The organism is Paenibacillus sp. LjRoot153 (assembly GCF_964253085.1).
In the GTDB taxonomy this organism is placed as follows: domain Bacteria; phylum Bacillota; class Bacilli; order Paenibacillales; family NBRC-103111; genus Paenibacillus_E.
In genome coordinates this window covers 1,867,058-1,892,134 of sequence record NZ_CAXUQH020000001.1, presented here as the reverse complement: position 1 = coordinate 1,892,134, position 25,077 = coordinate 1,867,058, and the positions used below count along the sequence as shown (strand labels likewise).

At 42.8% G+C, this 25,077-nt stretch carries 13 protein-coding genes and 1 pseudogene; 4 read left to right on the top strand and 10 right to left on the bottom strand.

The window, feature by feature from the left end; all coding sequences use genetic code 11:
- Positions 1–310 precede the first annotated feature (310 nt).
- The gene (locus ACSQ8P_RS08335) at positions 311–2,524 is read right to left on the bottom strand and encodes a helix-turn-helix domain-containing protein (protein ID WP_436234753.1); all 2,214 of its coding nucleotides are present in this window, start codon (positions 2,522–2,524) and stop codon (positions 311–313) included.
- A 661-nt stretch (positions 2,525–3,185) separates the two neighbouring features.
- A complete protein-coding gene (locus ACSQ8P_RS08330; RefSeq protein WP_436234752.1) occupies positions 3,186–3,470 on the bottom strand; it encodes a site-specific integrase in 285 nt (94 codons plus the stop codon).
- A 481-nt stretch (positions 3,471–3,951) separates the two neighbouring features.
- On the opposite strand from ACSQ8P_RS08330, the pseudogene ACSQ8P_RS08325 reads away from it, so the two are divergent.
- The 4 genes and pseudogenes from ACSQ8P_RS08325 to ACSQ8P_RS08310 form a co-directional block, all read left to right on the top strand.
- A pseudogene (locus ACSQ8P_RS08325) lies at positions 3,952–4,275 on the top strand (transposase); the annotation flags it as partial.
- A gap of 594 nt (positions 4,276–4,869) precedes the next feature.
- Positions 4,870–6,135 (top strand): IS110 family transposase, encoded by a 1,266-nt coding sequence (locus ACSQ8P_RS08320; RefSeq protein ID WP_436234751.1) that lies wholly within the window; start codon positions 4,870–4,872, stop codon positions 6,133–6,135.
- A 168-nt stretch (positions 6,136–6,303) separates the two neighbouring features.
- The gene (locus ACSQ8P_RS08315) at positions 6,304–6,489 is read left to right on the top strand and encodes a hypothetical protein (protein ID WP_436234750.1); all 186 of its coding nucleotides are present in this window, start codon (positions 6,304–6,306) and stop codon (positions 6,487–6,489) included.
- Complete coding sequence (locus ACSQ8P_RS08310; protein ID WP_436234749.1) at positions 6,482–6,886, top strand: helix-turn-helix domain-containing protein; 405 nt, start codon at positions 6,482–6,484, stop codon at positions 6,884–6,886. The genes ACSQ8P_RS08315 and ACSQ8P_RS08310 overlap by 8 nt, the downstream gene beginning before the upstream one ends.
- A gap of 125 nt (positions 6,887–7,011) precedes the next feature.
- On the opposite strand, the gene ACSQ8P_RS08305 is transcribed toward ACSQ8P_RS08310, so the two are convergent.
- From ACSQ8P_RS08305 to ACSQ8P_RS08270, 8 genes are all read right to left on the bottom strand, one after another.
- Entirely contained in the window at positions 7,012–8,559 is a 1,548-nt protein-coding gene (locus ACSQ8P_RS08305) for an extracellular solute-binding protein (RefSeq protein WP_436234748.1), read from the bottom strand.
- 54 nt (positions 8,560–8,613) lie between these two features.
- Complete coding sequence (locus ACSQ8P_RS08300; RefSeq protein WP_436239479.1) at positions 8,614–9,492, bottom strand: carbohydrate ABC transporter permease; 879 nt, start codon at positions 9,490–9,492, stop codon at positions 8,614–8,616.
- Between the two features lie 11 nt (positions 9,493–9,503).
- Positions 9,504–10,472, bottom strand: coding sequence for an ABC transporter permease (locus tag ACSQ8P_RS08295; RefSeq protein ID WP_436234747.1), 969 nt, complete (start codon positions 10,470–10,472; stop codon positions 9,504–9,506).
- 161 nt (positions 10,473–10,633) lie between these two features.
- A complete protein-coding gene (locus tag ACSQ8P_RS08290) occupies positions 10,634–13,285 on the bottom strand; it encodes a hypothetical protein (RefSeq protein ID WP_436234746.1) in 2,652 nt (883 codons plus the stop codon).
- Between the two features lie 167 nt (positions 13,286–13,452).
- Complete coding sequence (locus ACSQ8P_RS08285) at positions 13,453–15,750, bottom strand: helix-turn-helix domain-containing protein (protein ID WP_436234745.1); 2,298 nt, start codon at positions 15,748–15,750, stop codon at positions 13,453–13,455.
- Between the two features lie 141 nt (positions 15,751–15,891).
- Complete coding sequence (locus ACSQ8P_RS08280) at positions 15,892–16,929, bottom strand: glycoside hydrolase family 88/105 protein (protein ID WP_057308792.1); 1,038 nt, start codon at positions 16,927–16,929, stop codon at positions 15,892–15,894.
- 25 nt (positions 16,930–16,954) lie between these two features.
- Positions 16,955–19,282 carry a helix-turn-helix domain-containing protein gene (locus tag ACSQ8P_RS08275; protein ID WP_057308791.1) on the bottom strand — a complete coding sequence of 776 codons (2,328 nt, stop codon included), beginning with the start codon at positions 19,280–19,282 and terminating at the stop codon, positions 16,955–16,957.
- Positions 19,283–19,428: 146 nt separating this feature from the next.
- Positions 19,429–25,044: a cadherin-like beta sandwich domain-containing protein gene (locus ACSQ8P_RS08270; RefSeq protein WP_436234744.1), complete on the bottom strand. Its 5,616-nt coding sequence runs from the start codon at positions 25,042–25,044 to the stop codon at positions 19,429–19,431.
- Positions 25,045–25,077 lie beyond the last annotated feature (33 nt).

The window sequence follows — 25,077 nt, the reverse complement described above, 5'->3', positions numbered from 1 at the left end:
TGTGCATCCCTTCTTTTCTTCTGCATAGGCAGCTTATCTCATCTGGCCCCGTTCCTAAGCCTACTGGTTCAGGTGATTAACCACACTATACGGGGAGTAACTCGAATGGCACAACAAACTAATTTCTGATCATTAAACAGATTTCCGAAACCATTGATTCGACAAGTTTTACGCAAGCTGCCCGTCTAATCATAGCCCGTTACTGGAATCCGGTTTATCAACTGAATTTAGTTCGTAGGCTTCTAAAAAGGATTAATCCACTTAAAGTCACAAAAAAATCCCACCTAATTTGGAGGGACTTTACACTGTTTTATTGCTGCGAATCTCTATACTGACCTGGCGACATACCAACCCATTTTTTAAACACCCGGCTAAACGAGATGGAACTGGTATAGCCCGTTTTCTCCGAAATATCTTGAACATTCTCTTTCGTCTCAGTCAATAACTGTTTGGCGTATTCCATCCGAAGTGAGATTAAAAAATCACTGAAATTCTCACCAATTTCTTCTTTAAACAACTGGCTCAGATATTTGGAATTAACTTGAAAGCGGTCGCTCAAAAATGTCAAAGAAAGATTCGGATCCGTGAAGTTCTCTGCGACGAAACTTCGTATTTCTTTCATAAGCACATGATGCCTTCGATTCTGTGAAAGTTCCAGCAATTGCCCGACCATCTGTTCAATCCCATGACGATAACTAGTCTCAATCTGATCGATTGTATCCGACTGTTCCATGGCAAGCAGTAATTCAGGTTTTAAACTTGAACTCCAGTACTTACCTATCTCTGGCATGATACCTTCTAATTCTCGCTCTAATTGAAAGATCAAATAATGCAGAAGTCGATCAATATCTTCCTTGGGCAGCTGTTGGCTTCGCATTTCCTGAAATAAATTCACCAAATGCTCCTGCCAACCAGATTCCGCTTGCCGAACTTGACGCACAACGGATTGAATCCATTGCAAATAGGAAAACCATTCACCTGATGATCCCTCTTGCACTTCAACAGTATCAATAATTTGATTGATACCGAGTGTAACCTTACGGTTAACGGCATGAGTGGCTTCTTGTAATGAACGGCTCACCAGGGCCGCATTTGTAGCTGTACCTATACCAAATGTAACTGTAAAATCCAACTGATCTGCGATCCATGAACGGATTTGCTCTGTTAATTTCAATAAATTATGTTCAATGTCTTGTTCTTCCTCTGACATATAGAGAATGACAAGCCGATTTTTGGCAATCCACTCGATCATAATTTGCTGTTTATGCTGCTCGGCGAATTCTACCACAACACTACTAACGACAAACTTAAATAAAGACTGATCCTTCTGATTATATTTTAAACAAAATCGTACGTAATGATCCATTTCTAGAATCGCTACAACGAAATGGGTACCCTCTTTAAGCGCATAATGTTCACGCTCCTGTACCCATATTTCCTTTTCTGTTTCATATTCTCCGTTTAGTAAGCTTTGCAAAAATTGCTGCCTGCGTATCGTTGAATCTTCCTGCTGTTTTTCCTGAAAAGCCATGTTATTCGTAATTAACCGCTCAATGGCTTGATCAATAAAGGCAAATTCATTTTTATCATTTTTAAAATCAGCAGGCTTAATTGTCGTTGAAAATCGATCTATGCGATGTAAAATCGCTTCAATCGGTTTATAGTTTCGACGAGTTACATAGAAGGTTGAGGCAATGGCAAGTAAGATGGCGCATAGTATCGCAAATATCCAAAATACCCCGCCATTTAGTAAAATGCTATAGAACTTGCCACCTTTGATCTCCGTTTGATAAGTCCACCCCGTATAATCTGAAACAACTTCAGCATGAACCCCTTTATCACTTGATGCAAAAGCAACGTCTAGTAGAAAGGGTACGTGCTGTTCATCAAAAATCTGCGCATTGGTCAAATTACGGTCAATCATCTCGTCGATGAATTTGGATAGCGCGTCGACTTTTACATTTATAACTATATATCCGAGACTGCCTGTATTTATCGGAATTTTTCTACCCAAAGTTATGACCTTTATAGCCAAATCCTCCTCATTGCTCCCCTTTTTAACTCTCGGAGAAGACCAATTCAATGGATATGGCTGTTCTAACAATTCTGTAATAACGCTGCGATCAGGAAATACGTCCAAAGGACGTATTTTACTTTGATCCAGCACTTGCTTATCTTTAACACGATAAAAATAAACCGAATCAATGAGATTGTGCTGAACCATCATATCGCTTAGTAGATTAGATGCCGTATAGTTCAACAAACGATCCGAAGGGCTGTCCAGGAAAGCTTGTAGGTCCATATTCGTCTCAATTAATTTCCTGGCATCTGTATCAATCGTTTTCAATGTATTATCCATCATATTACCAATATACTCAGTCGTCACTTTATTAGCTTGAATCGCGTTACGAACATTTAATTCATTAAGAATTGTAATGAATATAAATATAAGCACACTAATTGTAAGGAATAATATGGGCAGATATGAAAACATCATGCGTTTGATATAAGTGTTATTTTTCATATGTAAACTCCTGTCCATTCCGTTATGGTCATTATAATATAGCATAAAGATCTGAGAGGAGTCCGATTCCACTTTTTTACAGACTTTACCTAGGATAAATGCTAAAGACTAATAACACTATACGAGCAATATCAAATCCAAGCAATAAACTCATTTCAGTTCCTAAACTAATTTCCGAAACGCTTTGATATGGCGCGATTTAACGACAATTTTCACCCTACTACAACGAAAAACGCCTGATACATGGCTAATTAAACAGCTGTATCAGACGTTTATTTACCTTAGAGAAACTTAGTTCTTAATGAGTGACCAGTCGTCCACGTACGCCCAGTTACCTGCATTCGCAACCGAATACAAAGCAACTCGCGCTGAGCCATTGGTTACGACAATGTTAGGAATCGTAATTTGAGTCCAACTGCTAATCGCTGAGTTGATGTTATACCTTAGCTCTAAGGACGTAAAAAGTCAGTATGCCGCCGCGGCATACTGACTTTCAAAAAATTATGTATCTATCATTTTGCCGTTACTATTTACTGTTCACTCTATAAAATGGGAAGAACACTGAAGAGTTTATGGTATTATTAGCAAGATTATTTTCGCGAGAAGATTACGTCCTCCTCAATCAGAAATTACGGAATTCGTTTGTCCATCTTTGGTTCTCTCAACTTGATAGAAGGATTCCGCTAAGATGTCCTTCTTCAAATGCAAGACGAAAAAGGGAACGTACAAATCGAATTCGATGCCCTAAACTACTAGGTTTTAATTTCTCAGATACCCTCGCCAAATATTCTTTAAGTATGATTAGAGATATTTCCTCTAGCTCAAGATCACCAAGTTCAAGAACTAACATCTTTAATTGTAGAGAGTATGCTTTCAATGTGTGTGAACTAAATCCCAGAATACGTTTATCAGCCTCATGTAGCATCCATAGATCTTTTAAATTCATAATAAAAAAACCTCCCAAGTTTTGTTGATTCTAGTTTCGCTAGAAATTGGAGGGTTTAATCTTATATTCCATTATTTAACTATCGTTCGTCGAAAGATTAATGAAGTGTTAATAATGTAGTAACTTATAATTGAAACTCAATTAAATGCTCTTGGCACAAACCTAGCCTAACACTCAGAACATTGCATCCAGCCGCTCTACATACACATTGAAAAAACTGCTTCTGCTTCATTTGTGATTTTAACTCTGTGGAGCCTGTTCTAAACTGACTCTGATGATGTGTAGCGCATAATCCCTTTGCTTTGATAGGTTTTTCACAATCTCCCGCCAAGCATAAATTATTGTCACTATTAACTGTTTTGGTACGTGCCATATCAGATTACTTCCATTCGTAAGTAGTTGCAGGTGGTAGTCGTATTTAACGTAAAAAACTAATTAAAACTGTTGTCGCACTAAATAGCACTAATATTAAGAAGAAATATATACACACGGCAACCAAATTCTTTCTCATGCCGGTCTAAATCTTGCAGAGGACAGCTCCGGTAAGCATAAGGGTAAAATCGTTATCTCCAAACGAGGAAGGCGTCAGTTACGCAAGTACCTGTATCTCGCCGTAGTGCATCTAGTTACGAATAATCCGGCTTTCCGGTCATGGCATGACCACAACGTTCAGGTGAAGATGATGAAGAAAAACCGCTCCATTTTTAAACTCATCGGCAAGCTCGCCCGTATACTAATTGGGATTTCACGAAGTAAGGATAATTTTGATCCAACAATTGCGATGCCTCTGCAGGAGGCAGCTTAAAATCGTTTTAATTGCTAAGTCGTCGCAACACATCTTGTTTTTGCATGTTGGCTCATTCGCAGGATAAACAGCTATAAATAGCGCTGGCAGTACCGAGTGAAACATTCAAAAGGGCACAGACCCGTTGCTTAACAGCATCACCGGCCTCCACCTCTTGGACAGGTATAACGAAGGAATGTAAGGGCATAGACCCGTTGAGACATGGGAGGGTGAACCTCCAAGGGCATCGTTGGAGAATGCGCTCATATTGGATGAACATGGAAAGTGGTACTTTTCCTCTATTTCCGCATGCCCAAATGTCAATACGATTGGTTACAATCCCAGAAATTCAATCGGTGTCCACTATAAAAGGGGCAGATATCCTGCGAATGAGCGAGCATTGGCGAGAAAAACAATTCATACAGAGGGAGGAATGTTTAGTTCAGCAAACGAAAAAGGAGCAGCCACGAAGCATGCTCCTCAACTATAGTTCACCGTTAGATTCCTGTAGATGGATAAATTTCAGCTTTGTAAAAAAAGGAGCGCCTCTGTACGATGGAAGTACGCTACGGGTCAAAAGCCCTTTAATTCCATCATCCAGGAGGACGCTCTACTATGAAGTTTAAATCACAAGATAAGCAAAATCAACTCATTGAAAACATTACCTTTAATCATATTGTGGTTGGTGTAGATATTGCTCAGGAGACCCATGTTGCCAGAGCGGTTAACTTTCGAGGTGTCGCTCTCGGTAATCCTTTAGTGTTTAGTAATGACGAGGATGGTTTCAAGTCACTCGACCGTTGGATTCGCGACTTGTTAGCTTCTTTTAAATTATCTCAAGTTATCGTTGGTATGGAACCCACTGGCCATTACTGGCTAAGCCTTGCCGGATGGCTCAAAAACAAAGCCATTGAAGCCGTACTTGTTAATCCTCACTTAGTTAAAAAGAATAAAGAAAACCGCGACAATACACGCTCTAAGAGCGACAAAAAAGATGCTTTAGTTATTGCCGACATGGTGAAAAACGGCTACTATTCCCCTGTTCGCTTCCATTCTTCCGAATACGAGGAGCTACGAGTGCTCATGGCTAACCGAGAAACGGTCGTTAAACGACTCGTAAGTGCCGTTAACCAGATCCACCGCTGGGTCGACATTGTCTTCCCTGAACTGAGACAAGTCTTTAAAATCTTAACTTGCAAGGGTGCATTGTTAACCCTACGGCTTTTTCCGCTCCCAGCCGAGCTATGTAAACTAAGTCCTGACGATGTCATTAAAGGATGGCAGAAATCAATGAAACGGCATTCAGGTGTGCGTAGAGCTCATCTACTCATCGATCTCGCCAAAAAAACTGTTGGATCTAGGCAGGCAACACATGCTTACAAGCTCCATCTAGAGCAGCTCCTAGAGGAGCATGACTTAGCCACTAAACAACTGCAGAGGATCGAAAAAGAAGCCAAAGACGTTGTTGATCGTATCCCCTACTCCGGCAAAATCCTTGCCATTACTGGTATAAGTGCAATTGCTCTAGCTGGTGTTTTAGGAGAGTCTGGAGATCTTCGAGGTTATGCGCACGGGAACGCTCTACTCCGTCATGCAGGACTTAATATAACTGAAGCAAGCTCAGGTAAATGGAAGGGACAACTGAAAATCAGTAAACGAGGCCGTCCACGGCTACGTCACTTTCTCTATTTAATTACGATGTGCATGGTCATGAGTAACCAAGAATTTAAAGCCTTACACCACTACAATGTTCAGGTGAAAAAGCTTAAAAAGATGAAGTCTATCATGAAGCTATGTGGTAAGCTAGCTCGACTCTTAGTAGGAATGGTTCGTAGTAATGTCGCTTACAAACCCAATAAAATCTTTGCATTAGCAGCTTAATATAAACCTTATCTCACGCAAGTTGGCGTATTCGCAGGAGACAAAGAAAGCACGGAGTATCGGGATACATTAAACAAAAGGGCTCCGACCCATTCCGTTAGAAAGACCGACCTCCACCCCTTAGATAGATGTGACGAAGGAATGAAAGGGCTATTGACCCGTCGAGACATGGGAGTGAAAATCGCTAAGGGCACCGTGGAGAATACGTGCAGTAATTGGAATGAACTGGGTGATTCAACTCCACCTCTATTCCCGCATGCCTTTTTAACGAAACACCCTAAATATATCTCGCTCCTTTTCATTCAGCATCGAAACCTAAAGGATGAAATCCTGCGAATAGACGAGCTTGCGTGAGGAAATTAAATCATACCGAGGGAGTTTAGCCAGCAGCCTATTAACAGCAGATTCACTTGTTGGTCCTGTGTGGATGAGAGAGATCTTGCTCTATATTGATCAGCATTTCTGTGAAGATATCGGACTCAAGTCGCTGTCTAAACAAGCTGCCGTCACACCTGCACATTTCAGCAGAGTTTTTAAACAGTTGATCGGGATGAACATTACGACCTATATTATGACCAAACGTATTTTCCGTGCAAAACAACTTCTTCTCGAAAGTGATGCCAGCGTTAGCACAATCGCACAAAGGTGTGGCTTTGAGCGATTACCCCATTTCCATGCAATGTTCAAAAGAATGCTTGGCACGACGCCAACAGCTTCTCGAAATCTATCCGTTCATTTTAGAAAGAATTAATCCCTAAATTTTGAAAAGCCCGTTAAGAAGTGGTTTTTCAGCCTTTTGAAGCACAAAAGGACCTCCATGTCGACAAATGATTGTGGACATGGTGTCCTTTTAAGGCTCTGCTGTATGCCTAATACTTACTTTTTCTGGCTCTCCGCGTAAGCCTCATTCATTTCCTTGATATAGTCGGTTCCGCCATTTTTCTTCCATTGTTCCATCTCTGCCATAAAACCGGCTTCATCAATCTTCCCGACAATAAACTTCACTCGCGCATCTTCAAGAAGCTGATCCAGTTGAGCGCCCTTCTGGGTATAGGTTGCTGATAACAAAGGCTCTCCAGGGTTAGGCACGACATTTTTTTCATTCGCCGTTTGGACATCGAGCGCTTTCTCCCTTAGAGGCGTACCTGCTTTGAAGGCCGTATCCAGAACGTTTGGAACGCCCAGCAACAACTGGTTAAAGCTCTTAATATTAATATCCGGAGCTTGGGGCATCTCAGGTGTGAGCAACGTGACCAATTTGCCATCCTCTACCTTGTAATGCGTACCTTCCAGTCCATTAGTGATCAGAAGCTGCATGTCTTTATCGTTGGTTTTGTCGAAGAAATTCAATACTTTCTTCAGATCAGCTTCGGTCTTAACAGCTGACTTCGAAATCATGAAGACACCGCCGTATCCGGTGGTTGCCAAATTAAATTCACCCTTAGGACCTTTCACCGTACCGAAGAGATCGATTTCACCTGGCACTTTTGCTGCCTGCATCGCCTCCTGAATCTGATAAGAACGACCAACTACGTCAACAGCTACGCCTGCTTTCCCATTAATAATCGGATCATTCCACTTGGCGGAATCGTACACAGGAAAATCAGCATTTACTAACTGCTCATCATACAGCTTCTTGAAGAATTTAAGCGCATACATATACTCCGGGGTTAATTGAGCAGGTAACAGCTTTCCATCCATATCAAGTCCCCACTTATTCGGTACTCCGAACCAGTTCTGCATAACATCCCACGGCCCAGCGTATTTAGATACGACCATGCCATACGTATCATTTTTTCCGTTCTTATCCGGGTCTTTTTCTTTAAACGCTTTAAGCATATTGTAGAAATCATCGACGGTTTTTGGCTCGCTCATCCCCAAGTTGGTTAACCAATCTTTCCGATAGCTGACACCGTAGCGGCCAATTGGTCTTGCCGTGTACAAACCGTAGGTTTTTCCGTTATACGACGTGTTGTTCAGAATAATCGGGTTCATTTGCTTGAGATTTGGATAATCCTTCAGATACGGGCCGATCTCCCAGAAGGCGCCTCCCTTAACCGCATTGACAATAGACGGCATTTTCACCAGGTTACCCGTTACAAAAATGACGGATGGCAGCGAGCCGGATGCCAGAGTGACGTTCAGTTTATCCGCGTAGTTAGCATCGGGCGTAAAGAGAACGTCCAGCTTGGTATTTGTAACCTCCTCTGTCTTTTTCCAGATTTTACTTTCCGCCGTGATCGAGTCGTTGTAGAAACTTTTCATCATAATCGACATGTTGTACGGAGCTTCCTTGGTTGGCGCCGCGGTACCTGTTTGAGCTGTGCTCTTTGGTGTGCTTTCGCTGCTACAGCCGGTGAATACGCTGATAGATACAGCAAGGCATAATGCAGCAGTCATCTTTCTTTTACGGACTTTGTTCATGTTATTTCCTCCCTTAATTATTTTCTTTATATAGTTAACTAAGCGGCAGCTTCCTTAACCTTTCACTGCCCCCAGCATAACACCTTTAGCAAAATGCTTTTGCAAGAAGGGATACACCACCAAGATGGGTAAAGTACCTATGACGATAATCGCCATCTTGATCGATTGATCCGGCGGCTTCACATAGGTTGGGTCCATGGAGGACATATCCATCGCGCCTGTTGCGAGTAAGACGATTTGACGTAGCAGGACTTGCAGCGGCCATTTCGCCGTATCGTTGATATACATGAGTGCATTGAAAAAGTCGTTCCAATGTCCCACGGCATAGAAAAGCGAGAACGTGGCAATGACCGGCTTGGAAAGTGGAAGCACGATGCGCCACAGCACGCTCAGATCGTTGCATCCGTCGATTCTTGCCGCTTCCAGCAGCTCTGTCGGGATTTCCTGAAAAAACGATTTGACGACAATCAGGTTGAACGCGCTGATGGCGACGGGCAACATCAAAGCCAGGTACGAATCCAACAACCCCATGCTTTTCACAACAAGGAAGGTCGGAATCATGCCGCCGCTGAACAGCATGGAGAATACGATCATGTTCATCACGATATTTTTACCGATCACCTGCCGGGATAGGGCATACGCCATCGTCATGGTGAAGAAAAGATTTACCACGGTTCCTGCAACCGTGACGAATACGGAGACAAGGAGACTTCGGGGTATCGTATTATCTTTGAACACATACTGGTAAGCGTCGAACGTGATCGAGGTCGGGACAATAAAAAACGATCGACTGCTGATCTCGGCTTCTGATGCAAAGGAGCCGGCTACAATGTAGAGAATGGGAACAATCATCAGTAAGGCAAGTAGACTCAGAAATACATAGTTCGCCACATCGAAAAGTTTGCTCCCCAGGGTATGATGCTTCATCATTATTTCTCCTTTCCTTAAAGAATGCCAGAATGTCCTGCTCGCTTGGCTAAGAAATTCGAGCCAAATACAAGAATAATCCCAACGACCGCTTTAAAGAGTCCAACGGCCGTGCTATAACTGAAGGCTCCCTGTGTAATCCCGATCGTATACACATACGTATCAAACACTTCCGCGACGCTCCGATTGAGCGCATTACTCATCAATAAGACTTGCTCGAAACCTCTGTCCAGAAAGTTCCCCATCCGCAAAATTAAGAGAATAATGATCGTTGAGCGAATCGCCGGGAGTGTGATATGCCAAACCTGCCGTAAGCGGCTCGCGCCGTCAACGGTTGCAGCTTCATATTGCTCTTGTTCAACACCAGCCAGTGCAGCTAGAAAAATAATGGTGCCCCAGCCTACCTCTTTCCATAAGCTCTGCGTCACAATAAGAGGACGGAACCAATTCTCGCTCGTCAGAAAGTCGATCTTGACGCCAAACATGTTGTTCAGCAATTCATTGATCACACCGCCTTCCGTGGTAAGCAAGAGGAAAGAGATACTCGCCACGATGACCATGGAGATAAAGTGAGGGATATAAATGATCGTTTGAATGAAGCGCTTAAAGAAGGCATGGCGCAGCTCATTCAGCAACAAGGCCAGCAGGATTGGCGTTGGAAAAAAGAATACAATGTCATAAAGGCCAAGCAGCAGCGTATTTTTTACCAATCGCATAAAAATTGGATCATTGAAAAACTGTTTAAAGTTGTCCAATCCCACCCATTCACTATGAAAAACTCCTAAAAACGGCGAGTAGTTTTGAAACGCCAGTAGAACCCCCCACATCGGGACATATTTAAAGATGATGAAATAGGCTAGCCCCGGCAAGAGCAAGAGAAGCAGGTATTTATCCTTGATCATTCTCGTTAATAAGGAACTCGCTTTTTTTGTTTTCGCCGCTGACAATGGCGATGGAAGCTGTTTGGCTTTCGAAACTTTATTCATGGTGTCACTCCTTTCATTTGTGCAACACGTAGATTTCTGATGTCCCTAAATGTACACGTTCGTCAAATTTCCGGCAATCAGACTTTTTGGGAGGTGATTCTCTTATGGCTAGCACTTTATCTCCGCGTTGCACTTTTTGCGAAGCCCGTTGTGATGCGGGTTCACAGCTTTTCGGGCAGCCATTCGCTGATTTGCTCCAAGCTGAGAATCGTGTTTAGTGACCATTGAGATGCCACATTAGTGGATAGCCAGTCTATCTCTTGGATCGGACGCACGAACTCAGCGACTGGCACTGATTCGCTTTGAATGGGAATACTGACTGTACGTGCCGCCATAGGATTAAGCAAAAAGTCCCACGTTTTTCGCGCTAAATCCCCATCTTGTTTATTAGCGGCCGCATAGCCGGACATGGAAGTACCGAACATCGGCCAATGAAATTTTTTTCCCGTTATCTTTCCGGAAGTGAGCTCTACCTTCGTCTCATCATCAAGATGATAAAATGCACCGAATTCGACCAACATCTCCACCCATTCCGGGTCCGAAAGAAGCCCTGCAAGTTCAAACCAAACCTGAGGCGCCCCAAAACAGACAACCATGTGATAATCATAATTATCGTCACTGATATGATGCAGCTCCCCACTCGCGGGGTCATAACCGAACGTCGTGCCGGACAGCAATCGGAAGGGCGCAGCTTTTAAATTCTGAATACCTTGCACAATTTTATCCCGGTACGCCGTCCTATCATACCGTTCCCATTGGTATAGCCAGTTCGATACGAACGCCGACCAGTCGGGACCGCTTCTGGCATGCGTCGGATAGTCGTCCTTGGAAAAATAGTCGCGCATGGGATCTGTAGCTAGTGTCGCATAATCTGCATCAGCAACCTCATCCAAAATATCACCGATCCGTTCATCCGCTGTGAGGTAGTAATAATACTTGTGCAGTCCTGCCATGGCAATTCTTGCTTCCTTGCAACCGCATCCCCAATGAACAACATTATGTCGGGAACCAAGACCCGCATATTCGCCTAGGTGATAGACGTCCACCTCCGACGTATGTCTAGTCATCGCCTCCGCCATCCGGAAAATATCCTCCCGCCCCGAACGCAGGAACATCGTCCAGAGCCACATATTCGGCACTAACTCGGAGTTCTGCCAGGCATAGCCGCCCATATCGTAACGCCAGGTATGCCGTACGGTATCGTAACTGTGCATAAAATCGCCGAAATCCCAGAATCCGTACCAGCGACGCTGTTCCACTTCCTTTTGATAAAAGCTCAAAAGCTCATCCAATTGGTCTTCAATAATGGCCTTCACAGACGTGCTCCGATCAGGCAGGCTCCATATGCCCAGCGCTTTCGTCTCGTGATAACGCTCAGGTTCGCATACGAGCAATGGAGGTGACTGTACGTGATTGATCATTGCTTCAAGTTCTTCTGCTTTTGGTGTTTGCTCGCAGCACCACAGGATCAATTCATTTGTATTTCCGATACCATAAGGAGTGCTTCTCAGCTCCTCAGCGCCTTCATAGGCCGAGTTCACATGGGTCTTCGTATCGTAGTGGCGCAAGTCCATCGCGGCGGTATCCGGCGACCAAAACCATACCTTCAGCTCTGATTGCTCCTGCGCCGCTCCATGAATTTCTATAGATCCCGGATGCTTCTGCCAGAAATTCCGAATGCCGACGGCAAGCCCGCCCCTTTGATCTCCTACATAGGCCAAGCCTCGAGCACGCTGACCGCTAACCGCTTTTAACCAACTGCAGCCATCCTCTGTACGTTTGGAAATCACATAATAATCCGGCGAATCCTGCACAAGCTTAAAGCTGTCCCATAAGGCAGACTCCTCAAGCAGCGAGATGAAATTGGCATCCTGAGGCTTGATCAACTCGATGTATTCACCTGCCTGCTGCTGCTTATAGAGGTCCTCATAGCCTCCGGTCGTCCGACCTGTTGCCAAATTCTTAGGCGATTCACCGAAGAAGCCTGTATCCCCCGCCAAACGAACATGTCTGTTATATAGAGGACCCGTTAACGGAAGCTTAAAGGTAATCCCAATCCCTTTTATAAAATCCACCTGCGCATCTCCATCAAAAAGGAAGGAGTGAGTGAAGCAAATCGCAGCTTGATTCTGGTAGAAGACCATTCGGACTCGAAACGGCAGCCATTCTCGCTCCCCTGCCTGTGCTCGGTGGCGTCCCTCCGCCAAAATAACGAGGCGTACTGGTCCGTGCTGCTCAATGGATACTCGCTCCAGCGAGCTTTCAAATTCTTCTTCCTGGATCTGCCGCCCGCCTGAAGTTAGCTTTCGTTCCTCTCGCAAGCAGACTAATTTCCCTTCCGAACAAGTCAATTCTCCGTCACGGTATACAGCACGAATGAGGGAGGTTCCCTTTTTCGGCACAATGGCATGAATCGCTCCAGTGTCAATATGAATTTCCTCGGCCGATTCTGACCATACAAGAGCTGAATGACCCACCGATTGTGTACCGTCATTTGTTTCTTTTTTGGCAAGATGGTAGACAGCTTTAGGGGATTCGCTAAACGAGGCCGCATGCGCTGTCCATTTTACGCTGCCGTCCGGCCAATAAGCCGTTGGCCAGCTTTGCATACACTGCGGTTCTCCCGAGGCACTGCACAGATGCAGCTGTTCATCCCTCGCCAATTCCCCTCTCTTCCAAGGCAACCCCCAGGTAACCCCGCCCCCGCTCCCCGGCGTGTCACCGAGCCACTTTACTTTAATTGAAGCCTGTTCCAATACCAATGTCATCACCTTTTCCATCGTCCAATGACGATTTTTTTTGCGAATTGTCATGCACCTTACTATAATCGTCCGTTAGTTTTCCGCCAATCGGACTTTTTAGGCGACCGCTTTCAAAGGTATTGCACTTTATCTCCGTCTTGCATTTTTTCACAACCGTATGCCTCACACACAAATAACCCCGAAAGATCTGGAAGATCTACCGGGGTTATCACACCATACTATTCATTTTTGCGGTTGATCTCACGATATTGGCCTGGGGTAATGCTTTCCTGCTTTTTAAAGATTCGGTTAAAATAACTATGCTGGTAGCCGACGCGAACAGCGATATCATTTATTTTCAACTCGGTGTCACGCAAGAGTTCCTTGGCCTTGTCCATTCTAATTTCAGTTAAATAATCAATAAAGTTTTTACCGCTGACTTGCTTAAAGAGCTTGCTCAGCGCTCCAGCGCCGATTCCGATATGATCTGCACAGCTATCCAGAGAAATCTCATTCATATACTGATTTTGCAAGTAAATCATGGCTGTTTCTATTGCTTTTTTAATTTGCGCATCAGACCGATCTTCCAGCTCCAGAATGACAGGTTGAACCAATTTTCCGTTAAACCAGTCCAGCATTTTTTGCGGCTCCCGAATTTGTGTTAACTGCTCATATAAGTTCGCCGACTTAAATACACGGTTGGGGTCCATCCCCAATTGGCGGATCGCGTGGAGAATACTGCCGAGCAACTGTAACAATCCCTGTTGGACATCAATTTCCCGACCTCGAAAGCGTAGCGTTTCCAAAAATGAAGCGATCAGCAGCTCCGTTTCTTTTTGCTGCCCCGTTCGGATCATCTGAATGATTTCCCTTTCCAGCATAAATGGGTAATGCATCTCCCTCGCTTCCGCGGCTGTCTCAAGTGACGCTAAATCGATCACTTGATTCTCATTAACAAAGCTGCGGTAGCTTAAAACTTGCTTCGTCTCCTCGTAATTGGAAGGAATATGAACCAGCGAATCCGATGCTCTGCCGATTCCAATGGAAATCTGAAGCTTCAGCAAATGATTAATCGCCGCTGTGATTTCTTCGCTAAGCAAGTGCATCTCCTCCCGATACACTTGTTCGACAGGCATCATAATAAGCAATCCAATGGAGAGATCATGGAAATTGACAGCATCCGCTTGTTTAAATCGGTTCAGCGCCAATTCTTCAATAATATTTGCCGCGGCGAAAGTAACCAGACCTTCGTCTCCTTGAGAGAACCTCCCTTCCAAGTTGGAAAATCCAGTCAGGTTGATGTGCATGACTTGAAACTGACGGTCATCGACTTCCCAGCCAAAGTTTCTCATCCGCTCGAGTAAATCCTCTTCTGTATAGGAGTACAGGAATCCCTGCATAAGTTGCAGAAGAAACCCTTCCCTCACGTGTGGCAGTTGCTTTTCTAACTTTGTTTGAAGTGTCTTACTTTCTCTCGTTAAATGAAGAAGATGTGTTTCAATGAATTTGAATTCATCGTGATGCTCTGCCAGGCCATCGCTATGCTGGCTATTGCCGATCATCACCTTGGTCAGTCGTCCAATCGGAGAATAAATTCTCCGGGAAGCAAGCCATGAAAGAACAGCCGCTAAGATAAGCGATGCAAAACTCACGGATAAGATCAGCTTTGAAATAAAATCTAACGGCTTCGTAATTAAACTAATCGGTGAAGCAGATACATAAGTCCAGTTCGTATCAAGGCGAAGAAAGCTGCCATAGGATACCGTGTAGGTATCGCCCTTCCATTCATATAAAAACGAACCCGAGTCTGTGCTATGATTGAGTACCTCGTGACTGAGAGCATCTTCGAACGTATTGGCAATCTGATCCCCCTCACTGGAAATCAGCATGGCTCCGCTGCTTGACATCATGAATGTTTCGCCAAAATTATAGGGGGTTAACGTTTTTAATACCTCTGTTACCTTATGTCGGTCTAACTGAATTGATAATAGGCCAAAAGGATTGGGCTCTGCTCCCGGGAGTTTATGCGTCAGCGTTAGTTCTTTCGTTTCCGGATGACCTGGATCTGTCTCCATGTACTCCCAGAATATCATTTTGCCTTTGGCAAGAATTTGTTTGTACCCATCAATGGAAGATTGATCCATGAGTACTTCGTATTGCGGATGAAAGAGTATCGGCAGTGGAGCATCTAGAAATAATTCAGCTTTACCTGCTAACGGGGTTGAACCCTGCAAGAGCCCAAGTGTTCTGTTAATTTCACGTGCAACCTCAAAGTCCCAGTTAAAATTAACATTCGTCAGTTCGCTGTAGAATTTGGGATCGAAGGCCCAATGCGCCAGAGATGTCTCAAGGTAAGAAAACTGCTCATCAACGTTCGAAGCCCTTTGCACAATTTGATTCTTGTGCAGTTGCAACAATTCATTCTCGAATTGGCTGACGGCGATCCAATACACAATCCCCCCAACAATGATCCCTGGAATGCTGGTGATGATCAGAATAAGAACCAAGCTATTGCGATAAAATCTTCCTTTAATCAAGAGGAATCAACACCTTTTCATTGGCTTACCGAAACCATAGGTTTGTGGTCTCTTTTGGCTTCCAAACCGAATGACCTTTTCAAAGTCGAAAAGGGGACACCGGCAGATTCTGCCATTGTTCCCCTTCCCAAAAGTGCTTATTTAAATCTCATTACCAACTTCCTTATTCTGAAGTAAAGCAGCCAGAAATGCCAATGTCAATCCTTGGCCCCATCCTTGTACTCTCTTCTTAGAAATTACTTTATAATCATCTGCCGTATACATGACCGCCGTACCAGCGGATACATTCCGGACAGAACCATCTTCGTCAATATTCGCCAAGATCCCCTCATAAGCTTTAGCCATATAGTTCTGATGCATCGGATGAGCATAAGATACCAGCGCTGCGGCAATGCCGGCTGAAGCTGAGGTTTCCTCATAAGAAGTTTCGTCATTTAATACCGTCCGCCACAGTCCATTCGACGATTGCAACCTTACAAGGGCACTTAACTGATCTCCGAGAGCTCCCCCAAGCTGCATCCACATTGGCATAAAAGGATTTAGCATTTTATGAGCTTGCGACATTGTATAAGCGGCCCATGCGTTGGCCCTGCCCCAGTAAATAGCGGACAAATGATCTTGTCTGACATTGTCCCATGCGTGATAGAACAAATTCGTTTTCGTGTCTTGTAAGTATTCTTCATGCCAGTAAAATTGTTTGAGCGCATCATCAATATATTCCTTATTATCGAGTTTAAAACCAAGCCGCAACAGGAAATAGGCGGCCATAAACAAGGTATCTGCCCACGCTTGCTCTGGAAAATCATTCTTAGATGAAACTGTATGTTGGAAAACGCCATCCCCGAATCTAATTGCATCTTTTCGCAGATACTCCGCCTTCAATAATGCCAGATCCATGTACTTGGCGTCACCTGTAGCTTCATGTAGAGTCAGCAATGTATGCCCCATGGCACAGCTATTTACCATTAGGGGTGGTATTCCGAGCTCTAAATATTCATCCACCCATCTCACCAGAAAATCAATATATTCCTGATTCCCTGTGACTTCCCACGCTTTTCCAATGCCGTAATATGCCACCCCGCAGGACCAGTTCCATGTGAAATCCATATTCATTGTTCTACGGACTATGCGGTCTATGAGTTCTTTGACTTCGATTTCGTTGCATTCAAATTTTCGCATATGATAAGTCTCCTATCTTTAGAAGCTATTGATTTTTATGACGCCGATATTCACCCGGAGTCACGCCAGTTTCTTTCTTGAATAAGCGGATAAACGTTTTCGCATGTAAATATCCAACTCTAATCCCGATGTCTTGAATAGATACATCTTGCTCAAGGATGAGCAGTTGTTTGGCCTGCTCGATTCGTACCTTGAGCAGATACTCAACAAAATTTTGACCTGTTACCTCTTTAAATAATTTGCTGATATTGCTGCTTTTGAGCTGGAAAGTTTCGCTTAGCAACGTCAGTGAAAAATCGGGGTTCGCATAATTACTTTGAATGAAACTTTCGACATCCTTGATTAATCCGTGATACTGCTTATCTTCTCGTAATCCTGCTAATGCGACAGAAGTCATCTCAAGTAATTGAATTAACTTAGCATGAAGTGACGAGAGGGTTTCTGTTTGAGAGATCATTTGGTCGATTTGAGGAAGCATATGTTCTTTGCAATAAAGCGACTGGTCTTCCGGCATTAGACCAGCTTCCCTGTGAAGATAATAATGCAGATACCGAAGCACTCCGATAATATCATCGTTCGATGAATAGTCATTTGCCAGTCCTTTAATTAGATCACCTAAATACTCTTTCCACTGTGCATTATCACCAGTCCGAATAGAACGAGAAATGGCTATAATGAGTTCTATATGACGAAAGGATTCATGCCTTTCCTTTGCGACCACTTGCTCCTGAAAAATCATACGGTTATCGCCGAGAACCAACTTATACTTTAAAGCAGCTAAGGCTTCATTGTACCCTTCGGGCAGATCACTCAGAGATTCGTATTCACTGCTTATTCCTAGAGTCAATGTAAAAGGTAAGTTCTTCTTTACCCATTCCAAATATTGCTTCCCAAACTCTTGAATAGCGCCTGTTTCTAAATCCCGTAGCTGAACAATTGCGCCAAATCGATTAGCGTCGTACCAGCTAGAGAACGTTTGCAAACAATTTAGTTCGGCTGTTTCTGCGAAAGCAGCCTCAATGACATACTTAAATAAATTAGTATCTCTTGCTTTATATTCAACAGTTATTTCAGCATAATTGTCTATCTCCACAAAAATATATACAAAGGAATTTGAAGCTTCAGGGAAATTTTTGAGCAGCCACTTATACGTATTTTCATGTAATTCCTTATTTCCTTCTAACCATTCTTTAACATCTATCTTTAATTGTTTAGTGACTCCTTCTTGATGTGCTTTTTTGTAATTGGTTGTTTCTTCGATCAAAGAATCCAACGCATCTCGAATAAAGCCAAATTCATCTTTTTTTGCATCTTCAAGTTTAGATTGTTTTTGCAGCATATAAGTGTCAATCTGCGACATAATCGAATCTATAGGCTTATAATTACGCTTCGTTAAATAGAAAGTAAAACCGAAGGCTAGCAAAATACCAATACCTAATACAAATAACCAGATATACGATACAATGTTAAAATAATCCCACCAACTCCCTTTCTTATTGCCGCTGACATACGTCCAATTGGATTGTGTAGAGTGTATAACAGCAAGCGCTTTGGCATCAGTAGCGTTTTCAGTCTCATCTGAATTCATGATAGTTTGACCTTGACTGTCCAGAATGCGAAAGTAGCCACTTCTACTTTCCGCATATTTACTCAAAAAACGTTTGATCGCTTGCGTAGAAACATTTGCAACGAGTATGCCTTTTTCACCGTTGAAGCCTGTAATTTTTCGAACGATTGATACGACCTGTACGCTACTATCACCATCAATGGCTTGGTACGTTCTAATTTTTGACCAACTATTCAAACTTTCTTTTGCAAGTTCTTCCAATACAAAATCCTTATCCATAAAGTTATCTAATGTACTTTTGTGTGAAGAAGAAATAACAGTGTTATCATCCGCTTTGTAAATGTAAACAGAATGTAGTAAGGTATTCACTCCTACCAAATTTCTCAACAATGTCGATACATTGGATGAAACGATGTAAGGATTCGCGTTAATACTTGGATTCATATATTGCTCGACTTCAGAACTATAAATGCCATGGATCAGACTTTCGTCCAAAATAGACAAACTATTGTCCATCATCTGAGACAAATGCTCATTGAATAGTTGGTTTGCCTTTTGAGCTTCCTGCCTTATGAATTGAAAAGCCATAATAGAAAAAATTGTAACTATAAACATCGAGAGCGCAAGCACGATAGGCAAATACGATAATAGCAACTTTTTATACCACTTCTTGTACATAAACATCATCCCTCTAATTAAAGCGTTATCATCAGAATAGGCTATCGCTCTCAATTTCTCAAGCGCAATTCTAAATGCTAATTGATTGTGGCCTACAAATTTCAACACTGTACGCCTCTATATGTAAGATAACAAAAAGTAGTGAGAATGATAAATACCCAGTTTTAATTGATACCCAGAATAAAAAAACAAGCCAAAAACCAACAATCCACCATCTAATCATTGTGGTTTGTTGGTTTTCTCTATACTACCAATTAATTATTCATTAAATTTAAAATAACCTTCGCACTCTCTGCACGGCTTGCAATCCCCTGTGGAGCGAATTCCTTTGCACCACGACCTTGTAATAATTTTAATGCGATAGCAGCATTCACGCTTTCGTCAGCCCATGCACTGATCTTTTTAGCATCCCTAAAATTTATAGACGGACTGCCGCTTCTATCTAGCTTCTTACCATGTTTCCATTCATAGGCATGAACAATTATTGATGCAATCTCCTCGCGCGTAATCCAAGCGTTCGGGTCAAACGTATTGTTAGTACGCCCACTTATTAAACCGAGTTTGTAGGCAACTCCTATTGAGCTGGTATACCACGCACTCGCATCAATATCCTGAAAGGGAGCTACTTTGTTATTCTCCTTAACTCCTAAAGAGCGTACCAACATGGAGACAAACTGTGCACGAGTTACTTGTTGCTCAGGCGCAAATTGCGTATCTGAAATACCTTCTATAACATGCTTGGCTGCCATTTCCTTCACTGTCTCTACTGCCCAATGGGAAGCCGGAACATCTAAAAAAGCTTTGTCATATTCCAAAACCATATACTTACTGAAATGGTACACATCCGCTCTCAGTTCACCATTCACCCACGTTCCCCCAACATATTCCAGTCCGCCATTTTCATCAATGTAATAAACACCTACCAATTTTACATTGGTATCGGCAGCAACTTTAAAGGTTAATGTGACTGGTTTCTCAAAGTGCTGAAGCTTCATATCAATACCATCTTTATCAATAGCAGCTAGACTAAATTCATAAATACCACTGACAACCTTAATATTCGCATTGGAACTACGTTCAACTTGACCTATTAATGTCTTCGAATCCTCTACGCCAATCTTATCCACTTTTAGTACAAGTTGAGTATTTCCATCTCCGTTCATCGGAAGCAACTGTTTCAGCGACTTCAGAATTTCCGAAGGCAATGCCACAGTCACACCTTCTTGTTTTATTTCAATTGATTTTGAACCCAGAAGCTCAGTCGCTTGAATCGGGAAAAGAAGTTCCTTTTCATTTTCACCCAGTGAAATCGATATTTTATTGTCCGCAGTGCTTTTGAGTAGTTCTTCACTAGTAACCTTTTTGGATTCTGAACCACTCGTGTTACTATCATTTAATCCGGATGATGAGCTTGAAGGGGAAGTATTCTGTGACCCAATTACCGTTATTGTAATATCAACCGATACCCCCTCCATACTCGATGTTACGATTGCCGTCCCAGTACCAACAGCAGTTACTAATCCCTGTGCGCTAACTGTTGCTACATTCGTATTATTGGAACTAAAGCTAACCTGTGAAGTGACATCTTTTCTTGTGTTATCTTCGTATACAGCTGTGGCTACGGTTTGATGTGTCTCACCAAGGCTCAAACTATACGACGTACTGTCCAACTCAAGTGCCTCTAATTGAGGTTTTTCTCCTGCGACATCTACTTCCAAACGGATGGCATCATACATAATACTTGTATTCACATTCGTCCATGAGTCCGTTCCTTCAGGGGACGGAAGTGATAATTCAACGACATTTTCTCCCTGATGAATTAACCCAGCATCAAATACCGCCTCAACTTGATGGTAGATCCCCCTAGCGGCTCCTTGCCGGTATAAGGAGGCATCATTGTCAGGCCCATCTCCAAACGCACTTGTTAAATTACCAGGTGCTTCCCATCGACCGATCTCTACACCGTTCAATTTCACTAACAGAGAACCGTAGACATTGCCTGCGAGGCCGAAGGTCATTGTTCCTGTACCAGAACCTGGTTGATAACCGTCAGAATCAAACCGAATTTTCCAAATCGCTGGGGAAGAATCTTTTGGAACTTTTAGCAACGCGGGATCACCTGGTGTCTTAGAAGCCGGCTGAAAGAAATTCCATTTTTTACTTGGATCATCTAAACCTACCTTGAAATCAACACCATTAGGGAATTCCAATGGATACTCCAACCAAGTACCGAATTGACGATACTTATCTAAATTTGGAATGGAAGAGGGAGATGCATTGGGAGTTACATAAAACTCAGCAGCTGAACGGTCAGGTGTTCCAATTTGCCAAAGTAGTTTACCATTCGTTTTTGGAACCCATGACAAAGGCCCTAGATCTGTCGTCGCATTTGAATGAATAACAACATGTTCTTTTCTGAATTCATCGAATACACCGTCCACAACAGCATATAAAGTATACTCACCAGGACGAACCGCGGGAATGTTGAAACTACCGTCGCTTGCAGCATGCACATAATACTCATATTTTTCATTTTGAAGTTGCCAATCCTTATCACCCGCAGCAAGAATTACCCATGCATTATTCGCAGAAGAGCCATCGGTAACCGTTAACTTACCGGTTGCGTTCCCCCTTGAGCTCGCCGCATATAAAGGGTCAGTCACCCAAGAATAAGGCCATTTGGACTTTTCTTGTTCAGCGCGAGCCTTAGCATCATTCCACATGGCATCAGTACTGTCACCTTCATTCAAATATAAATAAAAAGGACCATACACTTTCTCCCACCCTACAGGTGGATTTAGAGAGGTGTTGCCATAATGGCCAGTGAATTCATGGAATAGCAGTTTCGGACCATCAGTGGATGTATGCGTAGTCAACTCCTGCTTCGTTGGGCCGCCAACAAAATAGTCCTTATTGGCTTGGATTAATGACATACCTATCTTGTCCCCATATACCCCAAAAACATGATTGTCACCTTCAAGAGAACTGATTTGCTGATATTTGGTATACACCGTACCATCCGCGAGCAAATAAGTAGCATCCTGCAGCACTGTCCCATTTGATAAGTCTGAAGGTGCGGGATAAGTGCCTTTACGCAGATCATCAACGACGTAGTTTCTAAATACAGAGTCTGGAGGACTGAACGAATATCGCAACTGATCCATGTTTAATCCTGCAGGCATATCTGACGTATATTTATAGATTGAATAGTAATACAAGCCAGGCGAGTCAGCTTCTAAAACCAATCGAATATCAAGTTGAAAGGGGAGCTGATTGGGATCGTGAACCATAAATGATAACTCGATTCTTTCATCGCTTTGTGACACAATGGAGAACGTCGCACCATTCATTGCCTTTTGCCCACTGACCCCATTTATCTTGTAATTCGCAAGATAACTGCCAGTTCCCAAGTTAACTGTTGGTTTACTGCCGTTATACCTGATACTTGTAATATTGGCTGATGTTTTAATAATATCCAACGAAACTTTGGAATTCTGCAAAGTGACGGTTCCGTCCCCGTTATCCGATAAAGAAAGCGCTGTAGATCCCCAAATATCTTCAGGAGCAGCTGCACTAATTTCAAGTGCATTGATTCTTGCACTCGAACCACTTATATCCAAATTCATTTGTCCATCAAGCAGTTCTACGAAGAAAGTTTTAGTGCTAAATGTTCCCAATGCTGCAGAAAGGTTCACAGTCTGGCCCTCTGTCAATATCTTCATTCCGGAAAGTCCAGAAGTCGCATCTCCCGCAATGGCTCTTACTTTATAAAATCCGTTAGGAAGATCCACTTTAAAGGAGTACGCATTTCCTACGCAAAAATCCCGTCTTAGTGAATCGGTCGGTGCGCCGCGATCTCGTCCATCTAGCCCACTTACACTAGCCCATCCGTAGCCCATATCCGCATTATACAAAGAAGTAGCGTTGCAACTAACTCCTGTATACCCTGTTTCTACAGGGCTAGGGCCAAAATCAAACAGGTAGGATGTCACAGGTTCTCTTTTATTCACATCAAGCGTATAGGTTTTCGTTGTTGTTCCATCTTGTGCTGTGACAGTTACTTGGATTAAATTACTTCCAAGTTGCAATGGAATTGGTGCCGATGCCTGACCTCTATTCACAGTAATCCCTTGAACCGTAATCGTAGCATTTTCATTCTCTGTTGTAGGTGTAACCATTAAACTGACAGCACCATTTGCTGCATTAACTGTATACGTTGTTGTACTACTTAAAAAGTTAGGATTCAGCACACCACCGCTTAGAGTCAAGTTAGATAAATTTGCATTATTTGACTCTGCTCGGTTCACAGTAATTGTGTAGTCTTTCGTTGTACCATTCTGGGCTGTAACATGAATTAGAATGATATTATCGCCAACTTGAAGTGGAATTGGTGCCGAGGTTTGGTCGCTCATCTCCACACTATTAACCGTTACCTTCGCAAATATATTCGATGTTTTTAGCGTAACATTAGCACTTGTAACTGTGTTATCGACGCTTGTCGTATAGCTTGTCGTTCCACTACTAAATGCTAGTGTACCACTACTTAGTGTCAATTCTGATAAATTAGCATCACCACTTAATGTATCTGTTTGGCTTACTAATAACGTGTAGGTGCTGTAAATCTCCGGAAATGTCTTTGAGGCTACTTTAACCGTTACTTCATTATTTCCCGGCAAAAGGCTTATGGGAGATGAAAGAACTCCACTTGCAGCAGCTTCTCCATTTATTGTTATATCTGTATTGGCAGATGAAGATGAAGTAGGTGTAATTTGCGCAGACGCTACGGAAGTGCCTACAACAGAACTGTATTGAAATTTTTTCAATTCGAAGGATTCATTAAATGTCATATTTGTCGCAGATAAGCCTGACAAGTAAGCGCTGTCAATTTTAACCAATCTACTTGCAAATACCGTTGGATCAGCCGCATTCGCAGCTCTAACATTCACCGCTATTGGCAAACTGCTGCCTTGAACAGTCAATAGCCCATTATTTGAAATAGTTATGCCTAAACTTGAATCCAATGGATTTTGATTACTCGCATCATATACGCTCCAAACTAAATTTGGATTGGCAACAGACCTGCCCAAGATATCAGTTGCTGCTGCAGTGAATTGTGCGGTTTGGATAGATTGCACATTGAGTGCTAAAGGGCCCGATACATCCAACTGGTAGTTAGGCACATACACATTTACATTATCAACGTTCATCGCCATTCCGTTATATCCAGGCATAAATGAAAGCGATCCCACTTTTGTTGCCGCAGAACTATAGAAACTAAAATAAGAAGAGGATGTATAGAGCGTTGTTGAGCCATCCGTAATGGTAAAATTAAATCTTTTATTCTCTGGATCGAAGACAAGCTTGAAGTGATACCAAGTCGAAGGTGAGTAACCAGTCACTACGGTAGTTGCTGCACCACCGTTATAGACTTTCATCGCTCCTCCCCCAAGATCCATGCGAAACGTAATATTGCCAGAGCTTAAACTCGATGAATCGTAATAAAATAAACGACCCGTAGAGGAAGAAGAAGGAATATTAAGATCAAATTCTGAAACGAATAGCGTACTTTGGGCTGTGGCAAAAGGTTTGCCAAAATATGCACCTGTCGATGCATGAGTGTTACTGATAGACGCATAAGTATTATTTGTCACACTTTCACGAGCAATTGCGTTTAAAGTGCTTGTAGATCCAGTCGACCTCCAGTAGTCTGAGATGCTCGTCGGAATAATTGTATTCGGTGTAAATCCTTGAAAGTCGTCATGAGCGAGTGTTGTAATTGGTGCTGCTTGGATTTGCCCATCCTTCGTCCATAATACAATAAGAAAAATAAATGAAAATAATAATATAATTGTTTTGCTTATTTTTAACATAAATTGAGCCCACCTTTCCTATTTTTCTAAATT